Origin of the sequence: Mycobacterium sp. 3-98 (assembly GCF_035918355.1) — a bacterium.
Classification (GTDB): Bacteria; Actinomycetota; Actinomycetes; order Mycobacteriales; family Mycobacteriaceae; genus Mycobacterium; species Mycobacterium intracellulare.
In genome coordinates this window covers 2,754,482-2,767,837 of record NZ_CP142360.1, presented here as the reverse complement: position 1 = coordinate 2,767,837, position 13,356 = coordinate 2,754,482, and the positions used below count along the sequence as shown (strand labels likewise).

Annotated in this window: 10 protein-coding genes and 1 pseudogene; all 11 read right to left on the bottom strand. The window is 71.4% G+C overall.

The features are described from left to right. Positions 1–116: 116 nt before the first annotated feature. On the bottom strand, positions 117–1,178 hold the full coding sequence (locus tag QGN30_RS13360) for a type III polyketide synthase (RefSeq protein WP_036459114.1): 1,062 nt from the start codon (positions 1,176–1,178) through the stop codon (positions 117–119). A gap of 111 nt (positions 1,179–1,289) precedes the next feature. Next, positions 1,290–2,720: an argininosuccinate lyase gene (gene argH / locus QGN30_RS13355; RefSeq protein WP_014385092.1), complete on the bottom strand. Its 1,431-nt coding sequence runs from the start codon at positions 2,718–2,720 to the stop codon at positions 1,290–1,292. Further along, positions 2,717–3,934 (bottom strand): argininosuccinate synthase, encoded by a 1,218-nt coding sequence (locus QGN30_RS13350; protein WP_008257621.1) that lies wholly within the window; start codon positions 3,932–3,934, stop codon positions 2,717–2,719. Before QGN30_RS13350 ends, argH begins: the two co-directional genes overlap by 4 nt. A gap of 27 nt (positions 3,935–3,961) precedes the next feature. Then, positions 3,962–4,456, bottom strand: a complete 495-nt coding sequence (locus tag QGN30_RS13345) for an arginine repressor (RefSeq protein ID WP_008257622.1) — start codon at positions 4,454–4,456, stop codon at positions 3,962–3,964. Next, positions 4,453–5,379 (bottom strand): ornithine carbamoyltransferase, encoded by a 927-nt coding sequence (gene argF, locus QGN30_RS13340; RefSeq protein ID WP_014382748.1) that lies wholly within the window; start codon positions 5,377–5,379, stop codon positions 4,453–4,455. Before argF ends, QGN30_RS13345 begins: the two co-directional genes overlap by 4 nt. Continuing rightward, a complete protein-coding gene (locus QGN30_RS13335) occupies positions 5,372–6,574 on the bottom strand; it encodes an acetylornithine transaminase (RefSeq protein ID WP_136245053.1) in 1,203 nt (400 codons plus the stop codon). Before QGN30_RS13335 ends, argF begins: the two co-directional genes overlap by 8 nt. Then, positions 6,562–7,497 (bottom strand): acetylglutamate kinase, encoded by a 936-nt coding sequence (gene argB / locus QGN30_RS13330; RefSeq protein ID WP_038536554.1) that lies wholly within the window; start codon positions 7,495–7,497, stop codon positions 6,562–6,564. Before argB ends, QGN30_RS13335 begins: the two co-directional genes overlap by 13 nt. Beyond that, on the bottom strand, positions 7,494–8,705 hold the full coding sequence (gene argJ, locus QGN30_RS13325) for a bifunctional glutamate N-acetyltransferase/amino-acid acetyltransferase ArgJ (protein WP_014382751.1): 1,212 nt from the start codon (positions 8,703–8,705) through the stop codon (positions 7,494–7,496). Before argJ ends, argB begins: the two co-directional genes overlap by 4 nt. Beyond that, positions 8,702–9,761: pseudogene (gene argC, locus QGN30_RS13320) on the bottom strand (N-acetyl-gamma-glutamyl-phosphate reductase). Before argC ends, argJ begins: the two are co-directional and overlap by 4 nt. A gap of 30 nt (positions 9,762–9,791) precedes the next feature. Then, complete coding sequence (pheT, locus tag QGN30_RS13315; RefSeq protein ID WP_248923123.1) at positions 9,792–12,278, bottom strand: phenylalanine--tRNA ligase subunit beta; 2,487 nt, start codon at positions 12,276–12,278, stop codon at positions 9,792–9,794. After that, on the bottom strand, positions 12,278–13,321 hold the full coding sequence (gene pheS / locus QGN30_RS13310; protein WP_225341870.1) for a phenylalanine--tRNA ligase subunit alpha: 1,044 nt from the start codon (positions 13,319–13,321) through the stop codon (positions 12,278–12,280). Before pheS ends, pheT begins: the two co-directional genes overlap by 1 nt. Between the last annotated feature and the right edge of the window lie 35 nt (positions 13,322–13,356).

Sequence of the window (13,356 nt, the reverse complement as noted above, 5' to 3'; positions counted from 1 at the left end):
TCGTGTCACTCACAGCGCCGGCTCCTCCAAAGGGCCGTCGGTCGACCCACCGTCACAACCTCCCCGCCGCCCCAAGAGGGCGCCTCAGGGCAGGAACGGAGGTACACGAGCGACCATCAGTGCCAACGCAACAACACCAATTCGGAACAGAATCCCGGCCCCATCGCGAGCATCAGGCCGGGACTTCCGCTCGGCGGCGGCTTGGCGAGGGTGTCGCGCAGCACGTGCAACACCGACGCCGACGAAAGATTGCCGATCTCGCCGAGCGAACGCCAGGTGAGTTCGAGGGCCTCCGGCGGCAGGCTGAGCGCCGCGTTGATCGCCTCGATGACCTTGGGTCCGCCGGGGTGGCTGACGAACGCGCCGATGTCGGTCGGCGTCAGGCCATGGGCGCCGAGAAACTGGGTGACGTCGTCCTCGATGTATTGCTCCACGACCGCCGCGACGTCCTTCGACAGCACGAGCTCGAATCCGCCCGAACGCACGTCGAAGCCCATGGTGCGCAGCGAATCGGGATACAAGTGGCTGCGCGAATCCAGCACGCTGGGCCCGGCGGCAGCGAGCTGTTCGGCGCGCCGGTCGCCCACGGCCACCACCGCCGCGGCGCCGTCGGCGAACAGGGCGCTGCCGACCATCCCCGCCAGCGACGGCTTGTATCCGGGGTAGGTCAGCGAGCACAGCTCGACCGAGACCAGGGCGGCGACGGCGTCGGGCGCACCACGCAGGTAGTCGTTCGCTCGGGCGACACCGGCCGCGCCGGCCACGCAGCCGAGGCCGAACAGCGGCACGCGGCGCACGTCGTCGCGCAGGCCGAGCCGCGCGGCGATCCGGGCGTCCACCGACGGCACCGTCAGGCCGGTGACGGTCGTCGTGATCAGCACGTCGACGTCCTGCGCCCGCAGTCCCGCCTCGTCGAGCGCGCCGGACAGCGCCTCGCAGCCGAGGTTCACGGCGTGCTCGGTGAAGATCCGGTTGGCCATGCCGAAGTCGGTCAGCGTGGGGTATTGCTCGAGCGGCAGCACCAGGTGGCGGCTGTCGACTTTGGCGCTGGCGTGCAGCTGCCGGACGATGTCTTCGTAGTCCGCGAACTCGGGGATGCTGACGAAGAAGTCGGTGAGGTCGCGCTGCGAATAACGGTGCGGCGGTAGCGCACCGAAGACGCCGGCAACGACGCTCATTGGTTTCCCACCCCTTGGTCACGGGGATCCGGCCCGAAACGTTCATCCGGATCGCTTTGAGCCCGCAGTCTAGTCGGCGCGACAGCGCGGGGCACGGAAACCGACGTCATCTCAACGGCTCCCGCGCGCCCGGTCCTCGAGCCGCTCTTTGAGCGTTCCGGCGCTGGCCAGGACGTTTTCGATCTGCTCGGCGACCCGGACCGGCGCGGTGCCGCCCCACGCGTCGCGCGACGCCACCGAGCCCTCGATCGTCAAGACCTCGCGAACCTGCGGTGTCAGGTCGCCGCTGATGGCGGCCAGCTCGTCGTCGGTCAGCTCGTCGAGCCCGACGCCGCGCTGCTCGGCGGCGCGCACGGCCGCGCCGGCGGCCTCGTGCGCGGAGCGGAACGGCACCCCCTGGCGCACCAGCCATTCGGCGATGTCGGTCGCCAGCGTGTAGCCGGCCGGCGCGAGGGCGGCCATCCGGTCGACGTCGAACGTCAGGCTTCCCACCAGCCCCGCCATCGCGGGCAGCACCAGCTCCAGCTGGGCCACCGAATCGAACACCGGTTCCTTGTCTTCCTGCAGGTCACGGTTGTAGGCGAGCGGCTGGGCCTTCAGCGTGGCCAGCAGGCCGGCCAGGTTTCCGATCAGCCGACCCGACTTGCCGCGGGCCAGCTCGGCGATGTCCGGGTTCTTCTTCTGCGGCATGATCGAGCTGCCGGTGGACCACGAGTCGTGCAGGGTGACGTAGCCGAATTCGGTCGAGCTCCACAGGATGACGTCCTCGGCCAGCCGGGACAGGTCGACGCCGATCATGGCGAGAACGAACGCCGCCTCCGCGGCGAAATCTCGGGACGCGGTGGCGTCGATGGAGTTGTCGGCGGGGGCCGCGAAGCCGAGCTCAGCGGCGATCGCGCCGGGGTCCAGGCCCAGCGACGACCCGGCCAGCGCCCCGGAGCCGTACGGGGAGATCGCGGCCCGCTTGTCGAAGTCGACGAGGCGGTCGACGTCGCGCAGCAGCGGGTGGGCGTGCGCGAGCAGGTGGTGGGCCAGCAGCACCGGCTGGGCGGACTGCAGGTGGGTTTTGCCGGGCATGATGGCGTCGGGGTGCGCGGCGGCCTGGGCGGCCAGCGCGCCGACGACGTCCAGCGCCCCGGCGGCGACCCGGCGCACCGCGTCGCGCAGCCACATCCGGAACAGGGTGGCCACCTGGTCGTTGCGCGACCGGCCGGCCCGCAGCCGCCCGCCCAGCTCGGGCCCGACGCGGTCGATCAGCCCGCGTTCCAGCGCCGCGTGCACGTCCTCGTCGGTGACCAGCGGCGAAAAGCTGCCGTCGGCGACGTCGGAGGCGAGCTGGTCCAGGCCGGCCAGCAGCCCGTCGCGCTGCTCTTCGGTCAGCAGCCCGGCCCGGAACAGGATCACGGCGTGGGCCCGCGAGGCGACGATGTCGTAAGGGGCCAGCACCCAGTCGAAATGGGTGGACTTGCTCAGCGCGGCCAGCGCGTCCGACGGGCCGTCGGCGAACCGCCCGCCCCACAGCGATCCCTCGCGCGTGCTCACGCTTCGGCCGGGCCCGTCACCGTCTGGTCCCGGCGGGACGCGATCTTCGACGACAGGCCGTGCACGTAGACGAAACCCTTTGCGGCCGACTGGTCGAAGCTGTCGCCCTCGTCGTAGGTGGCCAGGTTGAAGTCGTACAGCGATTCGGCGCTGCGCCGCCCGTTGACCGCGATGTGGCCGCCGTGCAACACCATTCGCACCTCGCCCGTCACGTGCTCCTGGGTCTTGGCGACGAAGCTCTCCAGTGCCTCCTTGAGCGGGGAGTACCACAGCCCGTCGTACACCAGCTCGGCCCAACGCTGATCGGTGTGCCGCTTGAACCGGCCCAGCTCGCGCTCGAGCGTGACGTGTTCGAGTTCGGTGTGCGCGGTGATGAGCACCATGGCGCCGGGCGCCTCGTAGATCTCGCGGCTCTTGATGCCCACCAGCCGGTCCTCGACGACGTCGAGGCGGCCGACGCCCTGCGCGCCGGCGCGGGTGTTGAGCTCCTCGATGGCGCCCAGCACCGACACCCGCTTGCCGTCGATCGTCACCGGCACGCCGCGCTCGAACCCGACGATCACCTCGTCTGGGGTGCTCCAGTTCAGCGTGGGGTCTTCGGTGTAGGCGTAGACGTCCTTGGTGGGCGCGTTCCAAAGGTGTTCCAGGAAGCCGGTTTCCACCGCGCGGCCCCACACGTTCTGGTCGATCGAGAACGGCGAGCGCTTGGTGACGTTGATCGGGATGGCGTTCTCCTCGGCGAACGCGATCGCCTTCTCGCGCGTCCAGGCGTAGTCGCGGACCGGCGCCAGCACCTCGAGATCGGGTGCCAGCGAACCGAATCCGACCTCGAACCGGACCTGGTCGTTGCCCTTGCCGGTGCAGCCGTGCGCGACGATGCTGCCGCCGTGCTCGCGGGCCGCCGCCACCAGGTGCTTGACGATCAACGGCCGGCTGATCGCCGACACCAGCGGGTAGCGATCCATATAGAGGGCGTTGGACAGGATGGTGGGAAGGCAGTAACCCTCGGCGAATTCGTCGCGGGCGTCGACGACGACGGCCTCCACCGCCCCGCAGTCCAGGGCCCGCTGGCGGATGACCTCCATGTCTTCGCCGCCCTGGCCGAGGTCGATCGCCACCGCTACGACCTCACGGCCGGTCTCCTTGCCGATCCAGCTGATGGCCACCGAGGTGTCCAGACCGCCGGAATACGCCAGGATGACGCGTTCTGACATGAACCAATCTCCTTAGGTTGAAATCGCTTACGTGAGTTTTTCCAATGTGGTGGCCAGTTCGGCGCCGGTCATCGGCTCTCGGGCGGCCACGAAGACGGTGTCATCGCCGGCGATGGTGCCGACGACGTACGGTAGCGCCGCGCGATCGATCGCGCTGGCCAAATAGTTGGCACCGCCGGGCGGGGTGCGCAGCACCGCGAGGTTCGCGCTGGAGTCGGCCGACACCAACAGCTCGCCGAGCAACCGGGACAGCCGGGCGGTGCCGCCCGACACGCCGCGCACCGGGCTGCCGTCCTCGGGAACGATGTAGACGCCGACCCCGCCGTCGGCGCCGCGCAGCTTCACCGCGCCCAGCTCCTCCAGGTCGCGCGACAGGGTGGCCTGGGTGACCTCGATGCCCTCGCCGGCCAGCCGGGCCGCCAGTTCGCTTTGGCTGCTGATCGACGCCGACGACAGGATCGCCACGATCCGGTCCTGGCGCCCGGCCCGGGTAGTTTCGGGCGTGGCTTTCGAGCGGGTCATGACCGCCGCTCCAAAAGCCATGTCAGCAGCGCCTTTTGGGCATGCAACCGGTTCTCGGCCTCGTCGAAGACCACGCTGGCCGGGCCGTCCATCACCTCGTCGGTGATCTCGTCGCCGCGATGAGCCGGAAGGCAGTGCAGCACAATGGCTTCCGGGTCGGCCAGCGACAGCAGATCGGCGTTGATCTGATACGGCCGGAACGGTTTGACCCGGTCCAGGCCGTCGCCCTCCTGTCCCATCGACGTCCACGTGTCGGTGACCAGGACGTCGGCGCCGCGCGCGGCCGCCCCGGCGTCGGCGGTGACGGTGACCGAGGCGCCGGTGTCCTCGGCGCGCCGGCGGGCCGCGGCCACGAACGCCGGATCGGGGGCGAAGCCGTCCGGGGCGGCGATCGTGACGTGGATGCCGGCGGTGACCCCGCCGAGCATCAACGAGTGCGCCATGTTGTTGGCGCCGTCGCCGAAGTAGGTCATCCGCAGGCCACGCAGCGCTCCCTTGCGTTCGGCGATGGTCTGCAGGTCGGCGAGCACCTGGCAGGGGTGGAACTCGTCGGACAGCGCGTTGACCACCGGCACCGTCGCGGCCCCGGCCATCGCCTCGAGTCGCTCGTGGGCGAACGTGCGCCAGACGATGGCCTCGACGTAGCGGGACAGCACCCGCGCGGTGTCCTCCAGGGTCTCGTCGCGGCCCAGCTGGGTGCTGCGGGCGTCGACGACGACGGCGTGCCCGCCGAGCTGGGCGATGCCCACCTCGAACGAGAACCGGGTGCGGGTGGAGTTCTTGTCGAACAGGACCGCGACCCCGCGCGGCCCCTCCAGCGGGCGGGCGCTGAACGGGTCCTTCTTCAGCTCGGCGGCCAGCTGCAGCACTTCGGACTGCTCGGCGGGCGACAGGTCGTCGTCGCGCAGGAAATGCCTAACCACGTGCGGCCCCCTCGAGAATGCCCGGCAGCGCGGAAATGAACCCGTCGAGCTGGTCTTCGGTGATGATCAGCGGCGGCGCCAGCCGGATGACGTCGGGCGCGGCGGCGTTCACCAGGAACCCGGCCTCGCGCGCGGCCGCCTCGGCGTCCTTGGCCCGCGCCGCGGTGAGCACCACCCCGCACAGCAGTCCGCGCCCGCGCACGTGGTCGACGAGCGGGTGGCCGAGCCCCTCGATGCCGTGCCGCAACGACTTGCCCAGCACCTCGGCGTGGCGGACCAGGTTGTCGGACGCCAGCACCCGCAGCACCGCCAGCGCCGCCGCGGTGCAGACCGGATTGCCGCCGAAGGTGCTGCCGTGCAGGCCAGGTGTCATCAGCTCGGCGGAGCGCCCGACGGCCAGGCACGCCCCGATGGGCAGGCCGCCGCCGAGCCCCTTGGCCAGCGTGACCACGTCGGGGGTGATGCCGTCATGCTGGTGGGCGAAAAACGTTCCGGTGCGGCCCATCCCGGTCTGCACCTCGTCGAGCACCAGCAGGGCGCCGTGCCGCGCGGTGACATCGCGTGCGGCGGCCAGGTATCCCTCGGGCGGGACGACGACGCCGCTCTCCCCCATGATCGGCTCCAGAAACACCGCCGCGGTGTCGTCGTCGACCGCCGCGGCCAGCGCCGCGGCGTCGCCGTACGGCACGTAGGTGACGTCGCCGGGCAACGGGGCGAACGGCGCCCGCTTGCTCGGCTGGCCGGTCAGCGCCAGCGATCCCATCGTCCGGCCGTGGAAAGCCTCGTGCGCGGCAACCAGTTTCGTGCGGCCCGTGAGCCGGGACATTTTGAACGCGACCTCGTTGGCCTCGGTGCCGGAGTTGCAGAAGAACACCCGCGCCGGCGTTTCCTCGGGCACGCCCAGCAGGGCCACCAGTTCCTCGGCCAGCGCGATGCCGGGTTCGGTGGCGTACAGGTTGGACGTGTGGCCCAGCGTCGCCATCTGCCGGGTGACGGCCTCGATGATCGCGGGGTGGCGGTGGCCCAGGATGTTGACCGCGATGCCGCCCAGCAGGTCGAGGTAGCTCTTGCCGTCGACGTCGGTGACCACGGCCCCGTCGCCACTGGCCAGGGCCATCGCGGGGGTGCCGTAGTTGTTCATCATCACGGCTTCCCAGCGCCGCTTCAGGGCGTCGGTATTACTCATGCCTTCCACCTGCGCCGCTCCTCCTCATCGCTGCGCTCTGCATCGTCGCCGGCGGATACCACCTTGGTGCCCGTGCCCGCGTCGGTGAAAAGCTCCACCAGCACACAATGTTCGACCCGGCCGTCGATGACGTGCGCACTCGGCACGCCCGCGGTCACGGCCCGCAGACACGCCTCGACCTTGGGAATCATGCCCGCCTCCAGCGTGGGTAGCAGTTGCGACAGTGTGGCCGTGTCGATTTCGCTGACCAGCGAATCGCGGTCGGGCCAACTCGTGTACAGGCCTTCGACGTCGGTGAGCATCAACAGCTTCTCGGCGTGCAGCGCGTCGGCCAGCGCCGCCGCGGCGGTGTCGGCGTTGATGTTGTGCACCACACCTTCGGCGTCCGGCGCCAGCGTCGACACCACCGGAATGCGCCGTGCGGCAATAAGATCCAGCACCGCGGCGGTATTGACCCGCTCGACGTCTCCCACCAGGCCGATGTCGGTGGCCACGCCGTCGACGGTGACGCTGCGCCGCACGGCGGTGAACAGCTGGGCGTCCTCGCCGGTGATGCCGACCGCGTACGGTCCGTGCGCGTTGATCAAGTTGACCAGCTCGCGGCCGACCTGGCCGAACAACACCATCCGCGCCACGTCGAGCACTTCCGGTGTGGTGACCCGGAATCCGCCCTTGAAGTCACCCTGGATGCCGAGCCGGCGCAGCATCGCGCTGATCTGCGGGCCGCCGCCGTGCACGACGACGGGGTGCACGCCGCAGTTGCGCAGGAACGCCATGTCGGCGGCGAACGCGTGCCGCAGCGTGTCGTCGGTCATGGCGTTGCCGCCGTACTTGATGACGACGACCTTGCCGTGCAACTGCTTGAGCCAGGGCAGCGCCTCGGCGAGCACCTGCGCCTTGACCGCGGTGGATAAGTCGCTGGCGCGGGTCATGAGCTGTAGGCCGAATTCTCTTCGACGTAACCGTGGGACAGGTCGGTGGTCCGGATGGTGGCCCGTCCGTCGCCGAGCCGCAGATCGACGGCGATGTCGATGTCGGCTTCCGAGAGATCCACCTCGCGCGCCCCCGGCGCCCCCACCCCGTCGGCGAAGACCGTGGAGCCGTTGAACGACACCGTGATCCGATCGGGATCCAGGGCGATGGGCGCGATGCCGACGGCGGCGAGCACCCGTCCCCAGTTGGGGTCCGAACCGAACACCGCCGTCTTGACCAGGCTGTCGCGGGCGATGGTCCGCGCGGCGACCAGGGCGTCGTCCTCCGAGGCGGCGCCGGTGACGGTGACGTTGACGCGCTTGGTGACGCCCTCGGCGTCGGCCTGCAGCTGCGCGCACAGGTCGTCGCAGACACGCAGCACGGCGTCGTCCAGATCGCGCTGGTCCGGCGCGATCCCGCTGGCCCCGGAGGCCAGCAGCAGCACCGTGTCGTTGGTCGAGCACGCGCCGTCGATGTCGAGCCGGTCGAAGGTGCGCGCGGTGGCGTGGCGCAGCGCGGAGTCCAGCGCCGCGGCGTCGACGGCCGCGTCGGTGGTCAGCACGCAGAGCATGGTCGCCAGCGACGGCGCGAGCATGCCCGCGCCCTTGGCCATCCCGCCGATCGTCCAGCTGTCCGGGTGGTGCAGCGCAACCTGTTTGGGCACGGTGTCGGTGGTCATGATGGCCTGGGCCGCATCGTCGCCTCCGGACAGGCCGCCGGCCATGTCCTGCACGATCGCGCGCACGCCGGACAGCACCTTGTCCATCGGCAGCCGGTCGCCGATCAGCCCGGTGGAGCACACCGCGACCTCGATGGCCCCGGTCTCGGTGCCCCAGTCCGACAGCGCGGCCGCGACCGCCTCGGCCGTGGCGTGGGTGTCCTGGAACCCGCCCGGCCCGGTGCAGGCGTTGGCGCCGCCGGAGTTGAGGATCACCGCGCGCAGCGCGCCCGTGCTCAGCACCTGCTGGCTCCACAGCACCGGCGCGGCCTTGACCCTGTTGCGGGTGAACACCCCGGCGGCCGCGTAATCGGGGCCCTCGTTGAAGACCAGGGCCAGGTCGCGCTTGCCCGAGACCTTGATGCCGGCGGCGATGCCCGCCGCCCGGAATCCGGCCGGCGCGGTGACGCCCTGCTCGCGCAGCAACCGCGGCGTCTCGGTGCGCGTCACGGCGCCACCCCGATCACCGAAAGGCCTTCCGCCTCCGGCCAACCCAGCGCCAGGTTCATCGACTGCACGGCGGCCCCGGCCGTGCCCTTGACCAGGTTGTCGATCGCGGCGATCGCCACGAATGTCTGGGCCGCCTCGTCCACCGCGACGGCGATGTGCGCCGCGTTGCTGCCGATCACCGCACCCGTGCGGGGCAGCTGACCGTCGGGCATCAGGTAGATGAAAGGCTCTGCGTCGTAAGCCTTTTCGTAGGCCTCCCGCAGCTGCGGCAACGACGCACGGGTGCGGGCGGTGCACGTGGCCAGGATCCCGCGCGACGTCGGGATCAGCACCGGGGTGAATGACACCGTCACGTCGCGGCCGGTGACGGCCCCCAGCCCCTGGGCGATCTCCGGGGTGTGCCGGTGCGCCCCGGCGATGTTGTAGGCGCGCGCCGACCCGATGACCTCGGCGCCCAGCAGGTCGGTCTTGGCCGCCCGCCCGGCCCCGGAGGTGCCGCTGACGGCGACGACCGTGACGGCGGGCTCGACGAGGTCCTCGGCCAGCGCGGGCAGCAACGCCAGCAGCGCCGCGGTCGGGTAGCAGCCGGGAACCGCGATGCGGCGCGCGCCGCGCAGCCGCTCGCGCGCGCCCGGGAGCTCCGGCAGCCCGTAGGGCCAGCTGCCGGCGTGCGGGGTGCCGTAGAACCGCTCCCACGCGGCGGCGTCGGTGAGCCGGAAGTCCGCGCCGCAGTCGATGATCACGGTGTCGGGGCCGAGCTGAGAGGCCAGCGCGGCCGAATGGCCGTGCGGCAAGCCCAGGAACACCACGTCGTGGCCCGCGAGCACGGCGGGCTCGGTCGGCTCGACGACGCGCTGGGCCAGCGGCGTCAGGTGCGGATGGTGCTCGGCGAGCGTGCTGCCGGCGCTGGCAGCGGCGGTCAGCGCGCCGATCGACAGGCGCCCCTGGGCGTAGGCCGGGTGCCCGAGCAGCAGGCGGAGGATTTCACCGCCCGCATAGCCGCTGGCACCGGCAACTGCCACCTTGATCACGTCGGCCATTTCGACGATTTTGCATGGTTATGCAGTAGTTTGCAAATCCATTCCATCAGGCGCGGAGCTCGGCGCCGACCGACTCGGCGGCCCGGCGCACGGCGGCCTCGCGGGCCGCGGTGGCGTCGTCCTCGGTCAGCGTGCGGTCCGGCGCCCGGAACCGCAGCGCGAAGGTCAGCGACTTGCGGTCCTCCCCGATCTGCGGGCCGGTGAAAACGTCGAACAGCTGCAGGTCTTCCAGCAGCTCGCCCGCGCCTTCGCGCACGGCGTCGGCCACCGCCTGAGCCGGTACGTCCGCCGGCACCACCAGGCTGACGTCCTGGAAGACGGCCGGGAACGGAGACACCCGGGGCGCGGGCAGCGCCGCGACGAGGGGCACGGCGTCGAGATCGAGTTCGAGGGCGCAGGTGCCCTTGGGCAGCCCGGAGCGCTCGGTCACGGCCGGGTGCAGCTGGCCCGCGTACCCGACCGTCGTGTCGCCCACGAGCACCTCGGCGCAGCGGCCCGGGTGCCACGGCAGCTGCTGCGCCGCCCGCAACCGCACGTCGATGCCGGCGGCGCGGGCGATGATGCGCACCGCCTCGAACGCGTCGGCGGCCTCGGCGCGCCGGCCCGGCCCCCAGGGGCCGCGCGCTTCCCGCAGGCCGGTCAGCACCGCGGCGACGTGCTGGGGTTGGCGCGGCAACGACGCGTCGAGCGCGGCGATCTCGGCGTCGGTGGGCCGGCGGTCGACGGGGATCGGCGTCACGCCGCGGGTCTCTGCTGTCGGCTGCACCACCTGCGCAAGGGCATAGAGCGAAACGTCGACCAGACCGCGGCATACGTTGCGCACCAAGGCTTCCAGCAGCGCCGGTAGCAGGGTGGTGGCCAGGTGCGGGCGGTCGGCCTCCAGCGGGTTGAGCACGTCGGTCGTGACGCGCCGCGGGTCGTCGGGCGGCAGCCCCCACAGGTCGAACACCCCGGCGGGCAGAAAAGGCGTCGGCAGGATCTCGACGTACCCGGACTGGGCCAGCGACCTGCCGATGGCGCGGCGGCGCTGTTGCACGGCGGACAGCCCGCGGCCGGCCGGCGCGGACGGCAGCACCGACGGGATGACCTCCAGGCCCTCGAGCCGCAGCACCTCCTCGACGAGGTCGGCGGGCTGCAGCAGGTCGGGTCGCCAGCTGGGTGGGGTGACGGTCAGTGTGTCGCCGCGTTCGGCGACGGCGGCACCGATTTGGGACAGCCGCTTGGCGGCCGTGCCCGGGGCGTAGGCCACGCCGGCGATGCGGCCGGGCAGGTCGGCGGCGATGTCGATCGGCGACCCGGCCCACTCGTCGCGGGGCGGGTTACCCCGCCAATCGGTCAGCGTGTCGGACACCGCGCCGCCGGCGATCTCGGCGAGCAGCGTGGCGCAGCGGTCCAGCGCGGCAACGGAAATGGCCGGATCCACGCCCCGCTCGTAGCGGCGGGCGGCCTCACTGGGCAGGTGCAATCTGCGCTGGGTGCGCGACACCGCGGCGGGATCCCAGACCGCGGCCTCGAGCAGCACGTCGGTGGAATCGGCGCGCACCTCGGTGCTCTCCGCGCCCATCACGCCGCCGATCGCCGTGGTCGCCGTGTCGTCGACGATCAGGACGTCGGCCGGTTCCAGTTTGCGTTCGATGTCGTCGAGGGTGACGACGGTCTCGCCGGGACGGGCGAAGCGCACGCCGAAGCCGCCGGTGATGCGGTTACGGTCGTGGGCGTGCAGGGGGTGGCCCAGCTCGAGCATCACGTAGTTCGTGACGTCGACGGCCGGCGAGGTGGGGCGGATGCCCGAGAGCAGCAGGCGGCGCTGCAGCCACCACGGTGACACGGCCGCCGGCTCGATGCCGGTGACCGGGCGCAGCGCGAACCGCCGCACGCCGGTGTCGGGCTGCACCGTCAGCGGCCAGGCCTCCCCGTTGGCCGGCAACGGCTTGACGTCCGCGGGGTCGACGAAGTCCAGGTCGTAGGCGCAGGCGATCTCGCGCGCCAGGCCCCGCAGCGACATGCCGTAACCGCGGTCGGGGGTGATGGCCAGGTGGAAGATCACGTCGTCGAGGCCCAGCACGGCGTGGCCGTCGGCGCCGGGTTCGGCGGTGCCCGGCGGCAGCACCAGAATCCCGGAATGGTCGGCGCCCAAACCGAGTTCGGCCGCCGAGCAGATCATTCCCTCCGAGGTGCGGCCGTAGGTCTTACGCGCGGCGATGGCGAATCCGCCGGGCAGCGTGGTGCCCGGCAGCGCCGCCACCACGAGGTCACCGGCCACGAAGTTGGTTGCGCCGCAGACGATCTCGCGGTCTTTATCCTCGCCGACGTCGACGTGGCAGAACCGGATCGGCTTCTTGAAACCGGTGAGTTCCTCAATGTCGGTGACGCGGCCCACCGTCAGCGGGCCCTCGACCGGGCCGAGGGTGAGAACCTCTTCGACCTCGTGGCCGATGTCCACCAGCGCCTGCTCCAGCTCGGCGGGGGCCACGTCCCAGTCCGGCGCGCCGGCGTTCACGACCTCGCGCAGCCAGCTGTACGGAACGCGCATCAGGCACCCACCCCGAACGGCAGCGAGAACCGGACGTCGCCCTCGACCATGTCGCGCATGTCCGGAATCCCGTTGCGGAACTGCAGCGTTCGTTCCAGGCCCATGCCGAACGCGAAGCCGGAGTATTCCTCGGGGTCGATTCCGGCCGCCCGCAACACGTTTGGATGCACCATCCCGCAGCCGCCCCACTCCACCCAGCCCGGGCCGCCCTTCTTGCCGACGAACCACACGTCGACCTCGGCGGAGGGCTCGGTGAACGGAAAGAAGTGCGGGCGGATGCGGGTCCGCGCCTCGGGGCCGAACTCGGCGCGCGCGAACGCGTCGAGCGTGCCCCGCAGGTGCGCCATGGACAGGCCGCGATCCACCGCCAGGCCCTCGACCTGGTGGAAGACCGGGGTGTGGGTGGCGTCGAGCTCGTCGGTGCGGAACGTGCGGCCGATCGAGACGATGTAGACGGGCAACTCGCGGGCCAGCAGCGTGCGCACCTGCACCGGCGAGGTGTGGGTGCGCAGCAGCTGCCGAGAATCCTCGGGCGCGATGTAGAAGGTGTCCTGCTCGCTGCGCGCGGGGTGGTCGGCGGGAAAGTTGAGCGCGTCGAAGTTGAACTGTTCGCTTTCGACCTCGGGGCCGTCGGCCACTTCCCAACCCATGGCGATGAAGGTGTCGGCGACGTGTTCGGCGAGGATCGTGATCGGGTGCCGCGCCCCGGTCGGCTGCCGCGTCGAAGGCAACGTGACGTCGATGCGCTCGGCGACGAGCACGGCGGCGTCGCGTTCGGCGCGCAGGGCCGCGAGGCGTTCGTCGTACCCCTGCTGGGCCTCGCCCCGCGCGGCGTTGACCCGCTTACCGGCATCGGCGCGTTGGTCTTTGGCAACGCCCCCCAGCGCCTGGCGCGCGAGCGCCAGCGGTGAGCGGTCGCCGAGGTGCTCGGTCTTGGCGCGCGCCAGCGCGTCGAGGTCGTCGGCCCGGGTGAAGGCCTGCCGCGCGGCGTTGACCGCCGCGGTCAACGCTTCGGGCGACAGGTCGACGGGTTGCTCACCCACGCGGCGACACTCTCCTTGCTGACGAGGCTGTTAGG